The organism is Amycolatopsis sp. TNS106 (assembly GCF_019330265.1).
GTDB lineage: Bacteria > Actinomycetota > Actinomycetes > Mycobacteriales > Pseudonocardiaceae > Amycolatopsis > Amycolatopsis lurida.
On the sequence record NZ_CP024972.1, the window covers coordinates 2,383,963 to 2,403,656 of the forward strand.

At 63.5% G+C, this 19,694-nt stretch carries 15 protein-coding genes and 1 pseudogene; 2 read left to right on the forward strand and 14 right to left on the reverse strand.

The genetic code is table 11. The features are described 5' to 3' along the window. Positions 1-85 precede the first annotated feature (85 nt). The 7 genes from CVV72_RS10740 to CVV72_RS10770 all read right to left on the reverse strand — a co-directional run bounded on the left by CVV72_RS10740 (position 86) and on the right by CVV72_RS10770 (position 10,724). Positions 86-412 carry a VRR-NUC domain-containing protein gene (locus CVV72_RS10740; RefSeq protein WP_219152275.1) on the reverse strand — a complete coding sequence of 109 codons (327 nt, stop codon included), beginning with the start codon at positions 410-412 and terminating at the stop codon, positions 86-88. Between the two features lie 77 nt (positions 413-489). Beyond that, positions 490-990, reverse strand: coding sequence for a hypothetical protein (locus CVV72_RS10745; protein WP_219152276.1), 501 nt, complete (start codon positions 988-990; stop codon positions 490-492). Positions 991-1,126: 136 nt separating this feature from the next. Further along, on the reverse strand, positions 1,127-4,294 hold the full coding sequence (locus CVV72_RS10750; protein ID WP_219152277.1) for a hypothetical protein: 3,168 nt from the start codon (positions 4,292-4,294) through the stop codon (positions 1,127-1,129). A 215-nt stretch (positions 4,295-4,509) separates the two neighbouring features. Beyond that, positions 4,510-6,351 carry a phage/plasmid primase, P4 family gene (locus CVV72_RS10755; protein WP_219152278.1) on the reverse strand — a complete coding sequence of 614 codons (1,842 nt, stop codon included), beginning with the start codon at positions 6,349-6,351 and terminating at the stop codon, positions 4,510-4,512. A gap of 1,210 nt (positions 6,352-7,561) precedes the next feature. Continuing rightward, on the reverse strand, positions 7,562-7,960 hold the full coding sequence (locus CVV72_RS10760) for a hypothetical protein (protein WP_219152279.1): 399 nt from the start codon (positions 7,958-7,960) through the stop codon (positions 7,562-7,564). Between the two features lie 121 nt (positions 7,961-8,081). Then, positions 8,082-8,807, reverse strand: coding sequence for a CPBP family intramembrane glutamic endopeptidase (locus CVV72_RS10765; protein ID WP_219152280.1), 726 nt, complete (start codon positions 8,805-8,807; stop codon positions 8,082-8,084). Between the two features lie 72 nt (positions 8,808-8,879). After that, complete coding sequence (locus tag CVV72_RS10770; RefSeq protein WP_219152281.1) at positions 8,880-10,724, reverse strand: DHH family phosphoesterase; 1,845 nt, start codon at positions 10,722-10,724, stop codon at positions 8,880-8,882. 209 nt (positions 10,725-10,933) lie between these two features. Here CVV72_RS10770 and CVV72_RS10775 point away from each other — a divergent pair, with 209 nt between their 5' ends. After that, the gene (locus CVV72_RS10775; protein ID WP_219152282.1) at positions 10,934-11,875 is read left to right on the forward strand and encodes a histone-like nucleoid-structuring protein Lsr2; all 942 of its coding nucleotides are present in this window, start codon (positions 10,934-10,936) and stop codon (positions 11,873-11,875) included. 107 nt (positions 11,876-11,982) lie between these two features. Here the strand turns inward: CVV72_RS10775 and CVV72_RS41585 are convergent, their stop codons facing one another. The 4 genes and pseudogenes from CVV72_RS41585 to CVV72_RS10790 all read right to left on the reverse strand — a co-directional run bounded on the left by CVV72_RS41585 (position 11,983) and on the right by CVV72_RS10790 (position 13,502). Next, positions 11,983-12,462, reverse strand: a complete 480-nt coding sequence (locus CVV72_RS41585) for an SLOG family protein (RefSeq protein WP_255632767.1) — start codon at positions 12,460-12,462, stop codon at positions 11,983-11,985. A 93-nt stretch (positions 12,463-12,555) separates the two neighbouring features. After that, positions 12,556-12,744 (reverse strand): annotated as a pseudogene (locus tag CVV72_RS41590) (DUF4326 domain-containing protein); the annotation flags it as partial. Positions 12,745-12,936: 192 nt separating this feature from the next. Further along, on the reverse strand, positions 12,937-13,257 hold the full coding sequence (locus CVV72_RS10785) for a hypothetical protein (protein WP_219152284.1): 321 nt from the start codon (positions 13,255-13,257) through the stop codon (positions 12,937-12,939). Next, positions 13,254-13,502, reverse strand: coding sequence for a hypothetical protein (locus tag CVV72_RS10790; RefSeq protein WP_219152285.1), 249 nt, complete (start codon positions 13,500-13,502; stop codon positions 13,254-13,256). The genes CVV72_RS10785 and CVV72_RS10790 overlap by 4 nt, the downstream gene beginning before the upstream one ends. Before the next feature lie 1,470 nt (positions 13,503-14,972). Between CVV72_RS10790 and CVV72_RS10795 the strand changes: the two genes are divergently transcribed. Then, positions 14,973-16,253 carry a hypothetical protein gene (locus tag CVV72_RS10795; RefSeq protein ID WP_219152286.1) on the forward strand — a complete coding sequence of 427 codons (1,281 nt, stop codon included), beginning with the start codon at positions 14,973-14,975 and terminating at the stop codon, positions 16,251-16,253. Between the two features lie 174 nt (positions 16,254-16,427). Here the strand turns inward: CVV72_RS10795 and CVV72_RS10800 are convergent, their stop codons facing one another. The 3 genes from CVV72_RS10800 to CVV72_RS10810 all read right to left on the reverse strand — a co-directional run bounded on the left by CVV72_RS10800 (position 16,428) and on the right by CVV72_RS10810 (position 19,619). Further along, positions 16,428-17,942, reverse strand: a complete 1,515-nt coding sequence (locus CVV72_RS10800; protein ID WP_219152287.1) for a hypothetical protein — start codon at positions 17,940-17,942, stop codon at positions 16,428-16,430. A 244-nt stretch (positions 17,943-18,186) separates the two neighbouring features. Beyond that, the gene (locus tag CVV72_RS10805) at positions 18,187-18,714 is read right to left on the reverse strand and encodes a hypothetical protein (protein WP_219152288.1); all 528 of its coding nucleotides are present in this window, start codon (positions 18,712-18,714) and stop codon (positions 18,187-18,189) included. A gap of 563 nt (positions 18,715-19,277) precedes the next feature. Then, entirely contained in the window at positions 19,278-19,619 is a 342-nt protein-coding gene (locus CVV72_RS10810) for a hypothetical protein (protein WP_219152289.1), read from the reverse strand. Positions 19,620-19,694: the final 75 nt, after the last annotated feature.

Consider the following 19,694-nt stretch of genomic DNA (forward strand, 5'->3'; position numbering starts at 1 on the left):
GACGCGCGCCAGCAACTGGCCCACGGGGTGAAGACCTGGCACACGGCGCGACGTCACTGGGGGTGTGGGTGGACATGCCCTACGGTTATGCTTTGACCGAAAGCCGCGAATGGCACTGGCCGCGGAGGTGTTCGACCAAGGTGTCGACTCCGGCCTCGTCGTCGACGACATGGACCGCAGCGCCGAAGTGCCGGAGTTTCGAGTGCATCCGGCTCTGCCGTGCCCCGAGTCGTCCGGCCGTGCGCTTGACCTCGACGAAGACCACACCGGTGATCGGCGACACCACGATCCGGTCCGGCACTCCCGCCCGGCCAGGGGAGACGAACTTCATGCACAGGAGCCCGTTCTCTCGGCACATCCGCAGGAGGTAGCGTTCGATGGCATTCTCACGCTGACCGACGGCCTTTCCCATCACGTTCTCCTGTTGTCCTCTCCGATCGCACGAACGTGCCCGTCGGGGCACGCCGTCCCGATCGCCGACGGCTCCGGTCACAGGTGACCGGCGATCCAGCCATCGACATACGCCCGGAGCCGCTGGTGCCCGTCTTGCCCGGCGTCGCCGTCGGTGGTGCCGTAAGGGATGGACATGGTCAACGTCGCTCGCTCGAGCGCCGTTACGCTCACCGGGGCCGCCCCGCGGCCATCGGCGATTTCGATCATGAATGTGGGCATGCACTGGTTCCGACTGCCAGGGCTGCACTGAGACCAGTCGCGGCCGCAATCGGTGCCGGCGATGCTGTAGTCGCACGCGCCGGCGCAGACGCTCAGTGAGGATTCACCCACGCCGATCTTGAGCATTCCGTCGACCGACAGAACGCGTTCACTGTCGCCAGTCTCGAATACCGCCGCAAGAGGACCGCGTGTGACGCTGATGCCATTTCGGCAGCGAAGGTCGTCTGCGATTTGGTCGAGGTTGTCGAACGCAACAGTGCCAGCGGCCTCGGTCTCTCGAATCAATGCAGCGATTTTCTCATCGTCTTCATAGGTCATAGGACGCTCCATGGGGATATTTTTCTGGGTTCAGGACGTCGATGAATAGCGACGAGTACCGATCAGTGGCGACAAGGACTCTCAGTGGTTCGACACAACTCCGCACCAACGTTGCACGGGCCGCGCCGGCGGATTGTCACACGGCTGTGTTCATCCAGTTCTTGGTGAAGGTATCCGCGAGCATCTGGTTGTATATATCGAGGTCGAGCGACGCGATCAGCGTGCCGACGGTCGTGGACGGCAAGGAGTACAAGTCGTCGTTGACGATGGCCATCGGCCACGTTGGGTCCAGGCCGTTGATCCGTCGGATGACCACGTCCTGGTCGTCGGGCAGCACCATCAGCCCCTTGGAGACGGACGCCTCAGCGCGGTTCCTGGCCCAGCCATGGTGCCGGAGGACCCTGAGAGCGAGTGGATCCCGCCTGACGCCCGAAGAGCCGCTGTCGCGCCTCTTCGCCTGGCTCGCGCTCGTTACTTTCCACGCACCCGCATTGTGCAGGCTGACGGCGCCAGGGGTGCCTGCCTGTACCACGAAGACCCGGTTGACCATCTGCAGGGCGCGCGGTTCGGCCAATGTGGCGTCGGTGTCCTGGTCGTCACCGGGTGTGTGGCCGATCGGCTCGGCTGCGAACGGGTACGTGATGGAACCGCGGGAGGCGGCGATCACGTTCTGGAACAGAAGTAGGGTCCTGACTGGAGCATCCGGCCGCACCGCTTCCTGGATCATTTTCAGGCCCAGGGCATGGTCGAAAGGTTCGGCGAACGCTGCTTCCCCGCCGCTGGCGATCGTCTGCAGGTACCGGGCCAGAGCGAAGTCGACGACGGCCGGGTGTGCCAGCGATTTCGTTGGGGTCGGACCGCTGTGGCATGCCAGTGTGCCACCGGAGGCTGTGACGATCGCGCTCTCGGCGACTGTCTTGCCACGGGCGGGCGCGGCCAGCTCGAGGCGGTTGTTCGAGTCCTTGCTGATGAGGAACATCAGTTCGGGTTCGATGTCAATGCCGATAGCGTGCTGCTGTTCGGCGAGCACTCGGTTGTTCGCCACCTCGTCGAACCCTGTCCCGTGGTCGACAACGGAATAGAGTCCATCGGTGTTGGTGGAAATGATGCGGGCACCCGCAAGGGTCTGAGCCTGCCCGATGCGCCAGCTGAAGAGCTGGCCGATGATCCGCATCGAGATGATGCGGTTGTTCATCCGGATCGGCGTGCGGTGGCGAGCGTCACCTGCACCAGAGGCGGAGTTGAGGATGAGTTTAGTACCGTTCCGCAGAGTCTCGAGTCGCGTCTTCTCTTCAGGGGACAATCCCGGACGCTTCATCTCACGCCCATAGCGTTCCTTGTCGAAGAAGATCTTCGCATAGCGATCCTCGCCGAGCTCGGGGTTGTAGAACGCCCGCATGTTGCGGAGCAGGTTCGGGTAGTAGCTGGTGAAGTCCTCGTGGACGGCGAGTCCTGCGCTGGTACGGGCGAATTTCGGGTGGAGCTTGGTGGCCTCGTTGTCGCCCCCCGTGAACAGCGCCGGAGCTGTCTTTACCGGGCCGGCCCGGTAGGCGGCACCGGATACGGACGTATTGGCCAGGACGACCTTCCCTTCCAGCACTGTGCCATCGGGCAGGAGGACATTCAGGGATTCGGTGGCGGGCCGTTGAGTCGCCAGGAGCATGGCAGCGTCAGGAACCGCTGCCTGAGCTCGGGCCACCTGTGCTGCCTGGATCGGGTCGTCCTTCTTGGGTTTGCGGAACTTCACCTTCTCGGGGCTGGAGCCGAGGAGTACCAGGCGTTTGTCGACGGTGGATCCGTCGGGAAGAGTCAGCCTGTTGTGCTGATGTCTGGCCTCCGCGAGGAAATCGTTCGCATCGGGGAAGCACAGTTTGGCGCGACGGAGCATCACCTCGTGTTCGAGGTGCTCGATCCGCACGGCTGTGTATACGGACAAGTCCGCCTCCGCGCCGTGAATTCCTCCAGTGGAGAACGTCACGAAGCACGACGACGGTGACCCGTCTGCCTGGAAGTACGGGATGTTGTTCGGGGCTTTGGGAATGTCACGCAGGCTCCGCGCGGGGAGTGTGAACATCTGCCGGTACTCGTCCGAATCGTTGAAGTTCTGCCCCTCGATCGACCGGTAGTAGTCGACAACTTGCATGAACTGACGATGCGCGCGAACCTGCGCCGGGCTAACGCCCGAGACAGTTCCGGGGTCAGGCGCGACATTCTGTTCGAAGAAACGCACGCATTCGTCGAGCACGTTCACTGTCTGGACACCGCGCTCACGTGCGATCACAGGATCCGGATACATGAACGACACCGCCTCGATATCGGTCAGAGGGGTAAACGGCGCGAGGATCCGGCCGACGAACTTCGCCGACGATGAGTCGATGGTCAGACGATCGCGCCGGACCGTACCGTTCTGGTGGAGCACTGTCTCGGAGTACTGCGCGAGGAGGCCTGCTTTGAGATCGAAACTGCCCGCGTACGCTGGATGCCGGAACAACTGGGCTAATCCCAGGCAGTCCGACACGTTGTAGGCCAGCAGATCGTAAAGGTCGTCAGGACTGGTGATTGCACCGTCCTGGCCGAGCCGATCGGACTCTTTGATCTGCCGGCCGAGTATCCCGAGCAGTCGTTTCAGGCTGACCTTGAACTGCACCTCGTTGAGACGTGCGACGTCGAGATGGCGGCCGGAGCCCAGCATGGAGCGCCGGATCCTGGCGGCCGGACTGTCCCACCCGAGGTAACCAGGCATGTACCCGATGTGCTGTTCCCCGAATAGTTGGTCGTTGTACTGCCGCATGCGGCCCGCCGTTGCAGGCTGAAACATGTTCGCACGGTGCGGGGCCGGAAAAACCTCCGTGAAATACAGTGCGAGCATGACTGAGTCGTAATTCAGCGAGTTGTAGCCCGCGAGGAAAGGATGCTGGACCGGGTCGTAGGACGGATCGGTATCACACACCGGGCGAAGCTCGCTCGGATAGTCGGACAGCTCGCCGCGGTCGCAGACGTTCTCGGCGTTCGAGAGGCCGATCAGCGTGGCGAGCCGGTAATTGGCTGGTTCAGAGTTTAGATTCCAGAGCTTAACGTTCACGGCCGGTAGCCCAGGGTTCGCCGTCATGATCCTGTCGTACAGCGCTCGCGGTGCGACACTGGCGGCCAGCACCGGGTCATCCACGAGAAAGAAGACCTCCAGCGTGTCGACGGACTGCTCAGATTCCGGCGTGTAGGCGCAGAGTGTGAAAGCGTCCGACAGTGACTCGAGGTCGTAGAAGGTGAATCGCGCTGTCGCCGCCGTGACCGGTGTTCGTTCCATGGATATCTCTTTCGTCGTCCCAGCCCGGCCGGCCACGTGCTACCGCGGATGCCCGCGTCGTGGTCGCGGCTAGGCTGGGTCTGTAAACCTTCGGCCATCGGCGAATCTCAATGCTGGCCGGTTCGCGCCGGCCGCGGCGGGCTGCGCTCTGCCTCGCCCCCGTCCTAACGTGTCTCGGCAGGGCAGCGTCCGCAGGCACTGCCGGTTCTCAGGGATCAGTCGCCCTCCCCCGCGGGGTCGGTGCCGTCACCGAGCTGGGCTGACGAGCCCTGGCGCCGGATGAGGCCCCTGTAGTTGGCCCGCAGCCGAGGCAGCGAGATCCTCAAAGGGTCGGAGCCCTTGTAGTCCGGGTTTGTCCACTTGACCAGCTCGTACTCGGCTATGGTCGGCTCAGGGTCATCCATCATCTGGCCGGGTCTGATCTTCCGGTTCTTGTCAGGGCAATGCCACAGCGTGTCCGCCCGGACGATGGCCACCAGGTCGGCGATGAACTGCTTGTTGCTGACAGGTGAGCCACTGGGCGACATGTCGGCGAACCAGGCTTTGTACAGGTCGTAGAGAAAGGTAAAGGGCAGGAGCGACCAGGTCAGCCGCTCTCGGAACTCAGCCCAGAAGGCACGTACAGGGTCGTTGGCTTCCTTGTACTCGGCCAGGACCTCTCTGGTGGCCACTGGCTCGGACAGCTGGTAGTAGTTTCCCGGGGAGGCCGCTCCCGCTTTGTTGAGTACGTACCAGAGCACGTACTCCAGAACCTCAGTCCGCTGCAGATAGTCGTCTTTGATGTACTTGCGTTCGATGCCGGTGAAACTCTTGACGAACGGGACGAATAGCTGCCTGCGATAGAAGGATTCCGACTTGTCTTTAACGCGGGGAAATTCGTTCAAGCACTGCACCATGAAGCCATAGAACTGATAAGCGATCGGCATGCGGTACTTGCGGTTGATCTGGATGACGTCGTTGGTGACGATGGCCTTCAGGTTGGCTGCTTTGTCGATGAAGGTGCCGACATCGTTCTCGTCGACGATAATCGCACTGGTACGCACCAAGGGCTCCAGCGCGAACTCTTTGCCGAAGTCCGCGAGGGGGATCGACGTGTGGGATCGCGGGCCACACAGGTTCCGCATCAGCGCACAGAGGGTGCCCTTCCCGTTGTTGCCCTGCTCGGAGTAGAACCATGCCGTTTTTCCCCACGACACGTGCGGGCGGATAACGGCCCCGACGATCTCCCAGAGCAAGTCAGGGATCCCCTCGTCATCGGAGAGTTCGCAAACCCACGACTCGATATCCCAGTCCGTTCCGTCGACCGGATGGGTGATCACAGGGTTGCCGGGCGCATCGACGTAGTCGACATGGCATTTTGCCAGGAAGACCAGAGCGGGATCGAACGGCATCAGCGTTTTGGGCTCCAGGTGGAAGGTCGTGTCACCAACGATGATGTCCCGCGCCTCGACGCCATAGTGGAAGATGCCGTTGTTGACGGCGATCAGATCGCGATGCGTGCATTGATGGAGCCGGGGCGAGTCCTCACGCAGGACGGCGAGGACTTCGGCGAACTCCTTGAGTGTGAGCTGGGTGTTGTATTTGCGGGCCAGCGTACGGATGTCATCCTCGCTGGTCGTGTAGGTTCCACGAGCCCGTCCGAACGGTTGGTACATCGCGAGGAGGTCGTATTCCCGATCCGTGTCCTTCGCACTGGGCGCGATGCGGATGACATGATGCAGGCGCAGCAAAATCTGTGCGATCTGCCAGCACGTGAGGAAGCGGAGCAGAGGAAGCTTCTCCTGAGCAGTGGAGGCCTTGTGGTTCTCGGACTTGCACACTCCGTTGACGATCGCCAGGAGTTCCTTCTCGAGGGTGCCGGGCGCCGGGGCGTCGGCGGGGTCGATGACGTCGAGATAGACCGTCGTGGTTCGTGTGACAACCTCGTTCAGCGGGGCCACGGCGGCCTGCGACGGGAAGTGGTCCATGACGCGCTGATAGACAGTGGCGACAGGGTCGACTTCCGTGCGGTCGTTGTGTTCGTCAGGAGTTGACGTTGGAGCGTCAGAGGTGGTCATGCCGCTGTTCTTCTCCATCGCTTCAGAGACCAGCCGGCGATGTGGGAGGCCGAGTGGTCTCATAGTCGAGCAGGAACGTGTCGTCGACTCTATGCCATTCGAACCCTCTTTCGCAACGAGTCGATACGTCAATGACTGGCACTGACTGGTGTTGGAGTCGGTATCTGTCACCGCTCCCGTGTCCCCAACCTCGCTCAGGGCTACTCACCTGGGGCGCCGCAGGAGGAGCTGGGTTCGCGGCGATTGCGGAACTTCCTTTCCTCGCTCAGGTTCGCTGTGCCCGAGTTCGGCGTGGCCCCCGCGGGCGGCGTGAGCCGCCCGACTGTGGTCAGGGTCCGAAGGAGTTCTGCTGCGACATCTGCGCCTTGCACGGTGCAGGCTCATCCTGCTGCAGCCAGAGGATCATCCGGTCTGAGGTGTACCACGAATCGTGGTACACCTCCTTCCCCTGGTCGACATATCTTTTGCAGTCAAGTTGCCAGGCACGAGTACCACGTGCGGTTGTCCAAGGGGTACACGGATTTCCGCAGGTCATCCCATTGTTTTCCTGTGTTGTACCACCTAGACCACGGAAAATCGAGAAGTTGCAGTGTTCGAGAGCATGCGCAACGCACGGGCCCGGCACTGCGCACTCGTGCGTTCTGTAGACGCTGCCCTGTTGATGGTACTCGTGGTACATCGCCGCGGTTCGTGCGCTGACCAGGAATTGCGCTGTACCACTCGCGACCGACGACGTGGTACGAGCCTCGTGCCGCGGAGACAGCGAGCGCCAGCCTCGCTGGTCACCACGTGATCCGTCGCGTACCACGTCAGGTGGTACGCCCACATCGTCAGCCGATCACACCGTTCTCGAGCGACCTGCTGCGTCGGGTTTACCTGCAGCGCGCGGACTAGCTGCACCTCTCGTCGATCACAGCGCTCTGACGAGCTCTGCGGGAGACGCGAGAGAACGAGGTCCCGACGCGTCCAAGGTGAGTGTTGTGGCCAAGACCATGGCAGACTCTCCGCAAGGTAGCATTGCGGCGGAAATTTCCTGCTGCTATTCTCAATTTCGGTGGAATGCTGGCCGTCCTGGCCAGACTCTGTCGCAGCGGAACGTGTAAAAGTACGAAGCCGGAGAGCCTCCCTGTGGGAGGGGAACTCTCCGGCTTCGTACTTTTCTGCTGTAGACGAACGCGGGTTCCAGTGCGGTGTGAGTCACAGGCAGGTGTCACGCCCCTACGTCTCGCGTCGCCATCGAAGGGGCGGGTGTTCTGCGACCCCGAGCCCATGCGGGTAGTTCGACGGCATAGAGGATCTCATGCGTGATAGTGATATTGCGATTGCACAGGGTTCTCCCCTGTGTCCTCCTCGTCGCGATACGACGGTAGCCCGTGATCTCGTCAGTGCGTGCGGCGAAGCGTTCCATGTGGGCTTGGGCTCGTTGCCGCGCCTGCTTGACCGTGATGCCGCTGGCCGTCACGACGAAGACGTGGACGTGGTCCCGATCGAAGGTGGGTGTCGCGCCGCCGATGAGATCGAGACTGATCCTCGCGCGGCACATCGCGGCCTGGCTCGGCCGGATGAGCTGATTCTTCCTGTCATACACGCAGGAACCAACAATGGCCACAGGGGATCACCTCCTGTCTCGGTAGCGGCTTCATGGACGTCATTCGTTCTTTCCCGGGTGATCTGAGTCCTGCTGTCACCACCCGAGTACCCGTCCTGGGACACCCTGGTGTACGTGAACGTCATCTCAGGTTCACGCGCTTGTCCTCCGGCAGCGCAACGTTCTTTCTGTGAACAAGCAGCACGCAGGCTGTGAACGCCAGCGTCAGCAGCAGCGCGGGAACAGGATTCGCGAGGATCGCAAGCACTTGCGCAGGGATCAATGTCGCCGCGAGGTTGAAGGTGATGTGAAGGACGACACACGGCCAGACGGCGCCTGTGTGTTCACGGACAAGTGCAGCCAATACCGACAGCGGCACCGTGAAGAGGAACTGAACGAGGTTGCCATGGACAAGCCCGAAGATCATAGCGGAGGCCGCGGCTGCTGCGGTGACACCGACCTTCATGCGAAGAAGCGGGTAGAGCAGACCGCGGAAGACCATCTCCTCGGCGATGGGCGCAACGACCAGTGTTAGTAGTGTTGCCGCCTCGCCGGCATTTCTCTTGAATTGGACGGACTCGTCGAAGGTCGTCGACCCGCCCAGTTCGTAGAGCCACAGTGCCATCGACTGACCCGCGGCGAACGCGAACACCGCACCACACACTATGGCGCTACTGTTCCATAATGACCAGTGCCACGGCTGGATCGGGCGGCCTACGGCAAACCAGCGTGGCCGGGCGACTCGGGCCACACCGATGACGGCGACGGCGATTCCGTCGCCCACCACGGTGCCGAGAATCGGACTGCCCACCACCATTGCCGCTCCAGCCGCGACTCCGACATAGGCGGTGACGACAGCCAGGGACATGAGCACACACCAGCAAGCCTCGAAGACCAGTCGGTTCTTCCGTCCAGGGGCGATGACGGCCTCCGCACTGAGTCAGGCAGGCGACAGAACCTGCTGCACGATTACGGCTTGGACCCGGGTATCCCCGCGGTACGTATTGAGCTGCAGTGTCGCGATGAACCGCAATGTTCCGATCGCGGTGCGGCTGGCAGTGTCCACAAGCCGGCGCAGCTCGTCGAACTTCTCCCCTGTGGCGTTCCACCACAGACATGACAGCCCCGCTTTCGTCACCAGGCGAAGATGCTGTTTGTCGGCCCCGATGCGGTCGATCCGCAGGCCGAGTGGTTCCACGGCGATTTGCACTACCGGTGCGGTGAAACCCTGACCGAACGGCTTGAGCGCCTCTGTCCGGCGAACAAGCTCGACCAGCGGCTGCAGGTCGTCCAGGCCCGCATCGCAGTCGACATCGGGTCCGAGTACCAGGTCTGCGCGGCCAGCGTCCTGGTCTGCCGTCAACATCGCCGCACGGGTGGCGTCGGCCAGCACCGCCGCCAGGGCGTCGAGTCGCTCTGCCCGCGCGACTTTCACGCCACATGCTTGCTGATGGCCGATGGCCTCGAGACCTGCGTGCGGTTCCAGGCTGCTGATGATGTCGAACCATTCTGGCGCGCGGCCGGAACCGCTGACGTACTGTCCAGGCCCGGTAGGACGGTTCACGACGACGACGGGATGCCCGTTGTGCTCCATCAGCTGGTTGGCCAGCAGCCCATACATGCCGGCGGGCGCGTCGGAGAGGTAGACCCACGGCGCCAGGGGCTGGTCAGTCTCGGCCAGGGCGGCGAGGTGGTCAGCGGTCAGCTGCTTGCGTCGCTCGTTGACGCGGATGACCTGATGGGCGCTATCGAGCATCGTGTCGGGATCAGGGGCGGTGAATACCGTGAAGCATGGTTCGAGTGCGTCCTCTGTGCGACGAGGACTGTTCATGGATGGCGCCAGATAGAAGCCATAGAAGCCCTCGTCGACGTCGTCGAGGTCACGGAGCTTGCCGGCCTGAGTGAACGCCTTGAGCAGGAGGGCGAATCCCTGGAACGCTCGCAGGTATACCGGGTGGTGGGGATCAACACGGAGAAGTCGCATCAAGGTCGACTTCTCGATGTCGATGAGCTCTGGCCGGGAGTCTCCGTAGGCACCGTGAGGCATCGGGGGTGCCACCCAGAGCAGCCTCGCGATCGAGACCGAATCGCGGACCAGCTGCCGATTCTCATAAAGGAGCGGCATCACGTCGGAGACGGTGCCGAGCCCCGCGAACAGGCGCAACAGACGTACTTCCCACAGCTTGCCGGGACGGTGGACGCGGGCATAGGCCTCGATCACCTGGTAGAGCACATGTGCGCCACAGATTGCCCGGTTGGCATAGGTTTCGTCGAGGCGGCAAGGATCGACGGTGACGTCGGCTGTGGAGCCGGGCGGTAGTTCCTCGTGGTGGTCCGTCACGAGGGTGGTCCATCCCAGTGCCCGGGCGGCGGCGATCCCGCGGTGGGAGTTCACTCCGCCGTCGCAAGTGAGCAGCACTCGTGTTGTTGGCCACCGGCGAGCGATCTCGGCGACGTCGTCGGGGGTGACGTCGTGGCCGCGACGGTAGTCGGGCACGTGCAGCTCGACATCGAAACCGAGCTCGGACAGCCCGGCATATCCGAGGACTCCCGAGGCGATCCCGTCCATGTCGAAGTCCGGCGCGATAGTGATCTTCCGGCCGGCGGCACGCGCGTCCTCGAGCGCATCGACCATCTCGGCCAGGCTCAGCAATTCATCGTGCCCGGCGGACTCGATCTCACGGAGGTACGCGTCCGACCAGCCACGCCGCCGGCGGATCAGTTCAAAGAGGTCGACGTCGAGATAGGGCCTGGGGCGATCCTCGACGGGTTGAAGCGTGGTCACGGCGTGCCTCTCGATAGGGCGAAGGGTCGTACTACCTGAACCCCTCGACAGCGAAGCGTCACGTTCGCTGTGATTCTAGCAGCGCTACTGCAAACGCTATGTGCTGATCGCAGCATGGCATGAAGTCGTCTCTATGTACGACAGATGTATCGATAGAATGATGCAGGAACGCAACTTGATAGGCGCTCGGATACGCTAGTCTCCGCGACATGGTCAAGCGGCAGGTTCAGGTGGTCGAGTCAGACATCAGCGGCGAGCCGGACGCTGCAACCGTCACGTTCGGCCTCGATGACGAGTGGTACGACATCGACTTGACAGAGGAGGAGACAGCCCGACTCAAAGAGGCATTCAAGCGAGCACTCAAGCCTTTCGTGGCCAAGGGACGCAAGTCGGAGAGCCGGCCAGAGACGAAGCGTGTCGTCGCCGATACGACGGCCGAAGAACGTGACGCGATTCGTACTTGGGCCGCGGCGAACGGCCACGAGGTCGCCCCTGTCGGCAGGATCCCCCGCGACGTCATCGCCGCCTACGACGCGGCGCACGGCATCGATCGGCCGTACATGCCTGCAAGAAGTCAAGCTTCGAAGAAGTCCGAAGGGCCGCGACTCGTGCCGGTCACGAGCCCGGAGGAGCGCCGGGAGATCCGCGAGTGGGCAGCGGCGGAAGGCTATCAATTCGCTACATCCGGCCAGATCCCCACTGATGTCATTGTTGCCTATGACAGACACCATGCTATTGAGGATCGACCGTATGTGCCTGCGGGCACCAAGACTCCTCCGAAGAAGTCCGAAGGGCCGCGACTCGTGCCGGTCACGAGCCCGGAGGAGCGCCGGGAGATCCGCGAGTGGGCAGTGGCGGAAGGCTATCAATTCGCCCAATCCGGACGGATCCCTCACGAGATCGTCACGGCCTACGACGAGAAGCACGGGATCAACAGAACCTACCGTCCGGAAGGCGAGCCCGGAGCCGCAAAGGCTGAATCGCAGAAACTCACACGACAGCGTGTTTCGCCTGCTGTAGATGCCGCCGAACGAGTCAAGATCCGCGCCTGGGCGATCAAGAAGCAACTCGAGGTCGCACCGTTCGGTCCGATCTCCCAGCACATTGTGAACGCCTACGACAAGGCCCATCGCATCACGCGAAGGTCATAGCGCACATCCTGGCCACCGTTGAGGCCGCTGGCGTCCACGCGACGTGCGCGAAGATCCACCTGATACAGAAGACTCCCTGAGTTCGCGAGCTCAGGGAGTCTTCTGTATCAGTCTGTCATCGAAGTTGGGAAGGCGTCCACGACGTCCAATCCGGTTGCCACGGCGCGCCGACGGCAATCGATGGTGCCATGCGAGAAATGCCCGGCACGTCCTGGAGTGAGCTGGTGTTGGTCGCGCTGCGGGCAGTCGGGTTTGCCGCACACATCCAGAAAAGCGATGCAGGCCACTCGGGAGCGTGCGCTGCGGAGCCCGTCGGCGACATCGACCATCTCCTGGTTACGCTGGAGCCCTGCCCCACGGCCGCCGACCCGCCAATCGGCGGGAAAAGGCATCGTCGCGAAGCCTGCCCCACGCCACAGCCTATGGGCCATGGAATCCGCCCCATCCGGACAGTCGCCGAAGATCAGCAGAGGCCGGATGACCCGGTCGGGTCCCCACCGCCTCCACATCTCGTTGAATGTCCGGCGCATCACGGTCTCGTCGTCCCAGCTACGTGAGCCGGTGATCAGGACCACATGGGAGTACACCGCGGCCCCCTGGTCCCATGCCTCCGCGTATCTCTTGAGGACGTCACCATGACACGGTTTCGGGGCGCAGTAGCATCCCAGCGTCTTCCCACAGAGTTCCGGCAGGCGAGCCATGAGGTCGGGACTAGCCAGAAGATGGCGTTCATATTGAGCGATGACCCGTGCTCGATCGGCGTCACAGTGACGCGGCGGCAACCTGAAGGGGTTACCCCATATTGAGCCCCTGCCGATGAATTCGTCGTAGTGTGACCTGGCCTTGTTGACCACCTGAATAGACGCCATAACGTCCTTCCGACATCGAAGTCACTGACCATCACCGAGGCCGTGGCCACGACCCGGCCCCAGAAATCTCACGCTCGGAGGCAGACGCGTCTCAACGCGCCGGCAGGAGTGGGTCATCGAGGGGTACGGGACCCCCGGAACGCTCAACGGTGCCACCTCGCGCCTCACTCGGCCCGCCCCTTCGCGCGTCGATCACGGCCGACAGCAGGTGTCGTCGGCCGGATACACGGCGCCATCCGGGTCGAACAAGGACTCCGCCTGCTGGCGTTCCTCGGGGGACAACTCGTCGGACTCGTAGGTCACCAGTTCGCACCAACGCGCATCCACGACCGACACCTGGTCGACGGAGCCGTCATCGTCGTAGTGAATCTCCAGATGATGGGCGTTTTCACGGGCGAGCAGTTTGTTCAACGGATCGCTCGGATGAGCCACCTGGACGGATCGCGAGGTCACTGACCTTGAGTCCTGTTCCTTGCCTGATTCGTTCAGCCCCGCTCCACCCGGCTGAGTCATTTCGGCTCCTTGGCAGTGGCCCGCCATTGATCGATCGCCTGGCACGCGAGTTCGATCCGCCGTACACCGAAGTTCTCCACGGTCGACAGTTCGGATCCGCCCGGGTTGTCGCGGTGTCCGTCTACTAGATCCGCCAGCTGTTCCACAGTCTCCACACCGTGGCGGCGCAGTGGCACGAGCTGGTGGTGTGTCAGGCCGCCTACGCCCTTGAGGACGTCGAGTGGGGCACCGATCGAGTCACTCATGACAGCTGTTCCCTTCCCTCATTCGGATGTTGCGACTATGGCACGAGCACGGGTGCCGGTTACAGCCAGCGCCGCCGGACAGGCGCAAGCCACCCACCCCTGTTGAACGGATCTTGGCGCCTCCCGGGCCAGCTTCGCTGGCTATCGGCGGCAGCACCCGCCGACGTCAGGCGGTGGAGCTCACCGACGTCGGGTGTGTGAGTTTTTCCCGCGACATCGTGTGCCGGCCGTGTGACCTGACCACTCCGCGAGACTACCCCGGTGAGCAGGCGGGCAGGCGGCGGAATGAGCCTGGGGCCGAATGCAGCTGGCGACAGGATGTTGCCACATTTTCTTATGCCCTTTTCTCCTCGTTCTGCGTCGTCAAGCACCTGTGCACCGTGCAAGCACCGATTGAGCGTCGCGACCAGGTGAAACTTGCCGTACACCCGTGACCTGTACACTCCGCTCCGACCTGCCTTCCAGCGGTCCGCATCGCCTTGTCGTGCCTGGTGGTCGCCCATCGCACCCGTACAGCTGTGCGGTTGAGGCTGGTCACGCTGTACGCCACGGAAGCCCTCTCCACAGTCGTGCTGTCATACCCCTTGCCGGGCACCTTGGACACAGTCAGACCTCAATCGCTTCACGTCGCTGAGCATGTGGGGCGCAGGCCGCGTCGTGGTCTGCAAGAGACCCCTGCGAGGTCGGACAGGCTCTCATCCTGGCCAGCACATGCCGACTCCCCCTGTTCGCTGGCGGAGTCGTGGTCCCGCTGGAGACGTCTTCGGAACCACGCACGGTCCACGATCCGCCACGGACCCATGCACTGGTCATATCGAGACACCTATCAGTCATTGCATAGACCACAGAAACGCCATACGATAGGAGATAGAGAGCGTTCACTGTTCCAGTGCGAGGACTTCGAGCCCAGGAAGAGAGATGACCCGTCATGCCCAAGGCAAATCCGGCTCGATCCGTGGAGCGACGCGGACCGCGTGATGACGCCCGCTGATCTACGTCGGCTGCGGTGGAGTGTTCCCCTCGCGGATGTGTCGACCAACCGGTGGCTCGACGTACAGGACAGCATCTCGCGCTCGTTGCAGGCGCTCATCCGCGACTCCATTCAGCGCGACGGATATATCGACTACGCCAATCGCCCCGTCGATCAACTTCCCCCTTCGGATCCACCACCCATCACCGGACACACATCTCGCGAAGACGCCGGCCAGGCGGCCCCCGAGGAGTCGGCGTCTCCATCCCCCGCCAGCACCCATGTCGTCGTAAAAGAAGCTGCCCGTGGTGATGGGTCCCAGCCATCCCGGGTCGCCGCAACCGACGCGTCGACTCCGGAAGCGCGGACAGCGCACAAGCCACAGACCGCAGCAGAAGTGTCACGAACGCAACCTGGCCCAGATCACGGCCCCTTGGACATGGAGTCCATTTTCGGCACACGCCGGTGACCGCTGACACCACGAACGAGAGAAGCCACCTATGAGCACGAGCACCATCAACCTGACCGGCGGCGTCGACGTCGGCAACGGCTACGTCAAGGGTGTCATTCGCAACGAGGGCAACGAGGTCGTCGACGAGGTCGACCTGCCTAGCGCGGTGATCGCGACGCCGCGGCAGAGCCCGAAGGTCCCGCTGAAGGACGACACGGCCAGCCAGGTCATGGAAGACGGTGACCTGGACTTTTACAACCGTCTGGACTGCGCGCTGACCACGCCGCTGATCGCTGACAGCGATCGGCGCATCTACGGCCGATCGGCTCTGCACGTCCGCGGATCCAAGTTCACCGAGTTCGAGGTTCACGACGGCCATGGCAGCAAGGTCGACCAGAACCTCAGCAGGATTCTGGTACTCGGCGTCTTCGCGGCCAAGGCGCTGCGCGACCACGTCCGTGAGCACGGCACGCTGCCCGATCACGAGTTGCGGGTTCGGATCCGCGCCGGTCTGGCTTTGCCGATCAGCGAGTACGTGGCTCGCCGCCACACTTACGCGGCGGAGTTCATCGGGGGCCGGGGAGTGTCAGACCCGGCTGTCCACCTGGTGACGATCAAGAATTTCTCGACCCCTGTCTCGGTCCGGCTGGAGTTCGTCGACGTTCAAGTCATCGCCGAGGGGGCCAGCGCGCAGTACGCCATCGCGGACAAGGGGGAACCCCTGGCGCGGGCCTTGCTCGCCGATCTCCGCTCGCGCGAGCCTGGTCTTCTTCCGGATATCACCGCAGCGGACCTGGTGGCCGTGAAGAACACCATCGGCATCGATGTCGGCGAGGGAACGGTGAACCTTCCGGTCTTCACCGACGGCCGCTTCAACGCTGAGGCCGCCACGACGCTCGACATGGGCTATGGCACCGTGCTGGCCAACGCCCTGGACCGGCTCGATGAAGTGGATCTGCGGTTCACCAGCCGCAAGCAGCTGGCGGACTTCCTGCAGAGTACGCCGTCGGCCTTCCAGCGTGGCCGTCATCAGCGTGCGGAGGCGCTCGTAGCCCCGGACGTCAAGTACCTGGTGGAGGCGATCGGCTCGATCTTCGATGAGGTCCTCGCGGCGTCCGGCGAGTCCACGGAGGCGGTGTACGTGTACGGCGGCGGGTCGGGCCCGATCAAGGACCTGCTGTATCCGGCGTTGCTTGGCATCGCCGGCGACGTGCCCGTGCTCTATCTGGACGCGAGCTACTCCCGTCATTTGAACCGTGAGGGCCTCTATATCGCCGCACGCGCTGTGGCCCAGGCGGCCGTCAAGTCCGGCGCGAACATGCCGGCGTGATGCCCGAGCGGTTCACGCCGGCGATCACATAGGGCCGCGGTTTGCCGGGCCACGACACCTCGGCAGGCCTGGTCACGCGGCTCGCACGCGTGAAAGGAAGCGGATCTCCCCGGCGCGGGCCCGCGCCGGGGAGATCCAGGACGTGACGATGGCGGCCACTTGTCCCAGCCCGGATCAGCTGTGCTGGTCGTCCTCATGCTCTGGTCGCGACGGAGTGCCATCGGAAGGCAAGGAACTCATTCGTGGCGAAGAGCCCTGCAACGCGCATTCACTCTCGTCCAGTTGCCGACGGGCACGAATGGCTGCGGCGCGGAGGGCGTTGTTGAGCACGCGGGTGTCGCGACGTTCGGGCCATTCAGGGTCCTCGCAGCTGTTGTTCCAGGGGCCGCCCGCGGCCTCCAGCGCTGTGTTCAGCGCGGCTTCACAGGACATCGGACCTGTAATCTCACCTGTGTAAGGGTTCCACGTGCATCCATCGGGTAGCAGCGCCGCAAACTCTGCTTGTTCAGCGTCCAGGGCTTTCTGAACCAGCGTGTCGATCTGCTCGGTGGTGTGACCTTCGTAGCCGATCGTGTGGTACCAGTGCCGGGCCCGGTCAGCGCGTTCCAGCACGGGTGCCCAAATCAGCACCTCTGTGGCAGGGGCCTCGTCGCAGTCCGCGGCTGTAGCCCCTGGCGTTCTCCGTGGTTCCCCACTTGCGGGGGCGGCTGTCGTGGTGAGCTGCCGCAGCCCCTTCTCGAGGTGGCCGATCTTCTCGTGCAGCCCGGCCACTCCGTCGGCAAGACTCGATCTCACCGCGACGATCTCGGCTTCGAGGCGCGCGAGCGTTTCACGGTCCATCTCGGGCTCAGTTCCCCGCCACGCCCGCCACAGGTCTGGATGTGCGATAGCGACGTGGCCCAGCCGTGCGTCGGCCAGCTGGTGTAGGAACACACCCGCGGCGTCCACCGGGGCCTGCGCGAACCACTCGCAGCGCGGGCAGGTCGACCGTGCGTCGCCGTTCTCATTGGCCAACGCAGCGAGGTGCGCTGGAATCGGTGCTGGGGTGGCGCTGCCGTGGGCGTGCGCCCGGAGGAAAAGGCCGACCTCTTCTTCTGATCGAACGCGTCCGCTGCCCAACCGGGGTTGGTGTTCAAAGCACCACAGTGTGAACTCGCCGGGAGCGACTTCAAACGTCATGACATGGTCAGGCACAGCCTGACCGAGCAGAGTGCGGGATGCCTGCCCTCGCGGAAGCGATGAGCCGGCCGACGTCGCATCGGGTTCATCGGGATGCTCGAGATAGCACCCGACGTCGGCACAACCGGCGTCCGGGTGGGCGACTAGGTGCCCCACCGAACAGCACGCCTCACAATGCCCGGGTTTCCCCGTGCTCTCACGTTCGGTGTCGCTACCGCAGTACCGATGGGGATCCTGCCGGTACGGGAAGTCGCTCATCACCGGAAGCTCGTCATCAGGACGCGTGGTGGCCACGTCCGAGGGCGACGGTCCGCACCTGCGGATCACGGCCAGGGCTGCTTCGATCGTGCAGTGCTTGGTCTCTGGATGCTGTAGCGCGCGACGTGTTCGACGATCTACCTCGGCGATGATGGCGTCATACAGCGTGTTATCGCGGGCGGGTGACCCTCCGAGCCGCCTCGCGGCGGGCTTCACAGGGGCTGCGGTGGCGTCCGCGTCGAGTCCGGACATCACGCGAGCTCAGGGGCGTCAGGGGCTTGGCGAACGTCGCGTGCGACTGCGGCGACGTCACCGAGCCGGACGGCGTATCCGGGCTGGTCTGAGGCGCTGTCCGAGCCTGGATCGAGTCGGAGCCGGCGTGACTCGCAGCTCTCGCGAGATACCGACCGAGCAGGTTTGGCATGTCGCGTCAGCGGGCCGCGGGTCGGACTCCACCTGACGCCGGGCGGACGGGTCTTCTTGTTGGGGCATGTGCTCATTCCGTAGTTCCGATCTGTTCGGCGATGTTGGCGATCCAGCGGCGTTGGTGGACGGTGAGACGGAGAAAATGGGCCAAGGCCGGCTCAGCCAGTACCGCGGCGAGCGCTTGGGCGATGGCGGTGTCAGGCATTTCGGCCGACTCGTCGCCGACAACGTCCCTGGCTGTCCGGAGCAGCTGCGCTGACACCGTGGCAAGACCTCCGGTGGTCTCCGGGGGAATGCCCGAACGTGACGTGGACACCGGCCGGATGATGGTGATGGGCCTTGATGGGTCGAGGAACACGCGGCGTCCCTCTTCTCCGTGTACTTCCGGCCACCCCGTGAGGCCGAGGTCATCGCCGAACGCGCCGCTGAACACCCCGTCGAACGTCTCCTGGTCCCGCTGTGCGCGGTAGGTCGGGTGTCCGCGGAGTAGGTCCCCGACGCGGAAGTCTGCTCCTGCCCCAGCTGCGGCATTGTCCGTGTCGTCTTCGGGTGTGCACATGCGGTACTCCGGGTTCTCAGTGTCGGTGGGTTCTCCCACGGATGCGCCACCGCCTGGACGAGCGCCGTGCGCGCATCACTCCTCGTAAACGGTGATCAGCTGTGCACCTGGCGTAGCCTCGGTGGCGGGGTCGCATCCGGACTCGCCCGTCTGCCAGGTGATCGTTTCGGTGCCGTCGGCATTGCGCTCGACGAGGCCCCATGCGCGGACGCCGCCGGTGGCCTGGCGGGCGGTGATCTCGCCGTCGTGCCACGCGGGTAGCTAGCGGCTTGTACCGCGTGCAATCAGGTTTACCTCTTGAGCGAGTTTTGTGTTGTCCAGCTGCGCGCCAGGGACCACCGAACCTGCGTCCGTGGGAAATCGGCGACGAAGTCCCAGTTGGCCCTGAACTTCCCGGCTGTTAGCCCTCGTAGGTCTCGCCTGTCTCGTTGTGTTCCCCGTACAGGGAGTCGGTCGTGTCCGCATCCACGCGAGCCTTCATGGTTGCGTAGTCCACATCAGACAGGACCGGCTCAGCGCCGTCGCCCCAAACGAACCAAGGGCCATCGGGTGTTGCACCTGCCATTCTTCACCTCCTTCTGACTGTCGACGGAGCGTCGTGTCTAAAGAGTCTGCCTTGATCGCGCGTCCTGCAACGCGTTATCGATAGCGGAAAGTGCGGTGTGATGACAGGTTTCCCATCCGCCGGTCAGCAACTCGTGAAGCTCGGGGTCGCCGCCAGCTTGGATCGCAGGCGGTGCGAGCTCACGCACGGCGGCGATGGCAGCCTGCAGGGGGGCGATCGCTGTGGTCACGACGTCGAAGGTCGCGCGAGAGCCGAGCACTCCCCCTCGGTCGAGGTCCGCGTCCGCGAAGGCCTGGAACGTCGTAAACCCGTAGCGCTGGACGACAGCGTCGAGCGCTACGGTGTGAAACTGATCTTCCAGCGGACTGTTAGCGATCACGGCAAAGACTCCCATTCGAGGTGTAGGTTCTTCCTGATTAAACTTGCGAATTGCCAATGCATATAGCGAAAAATG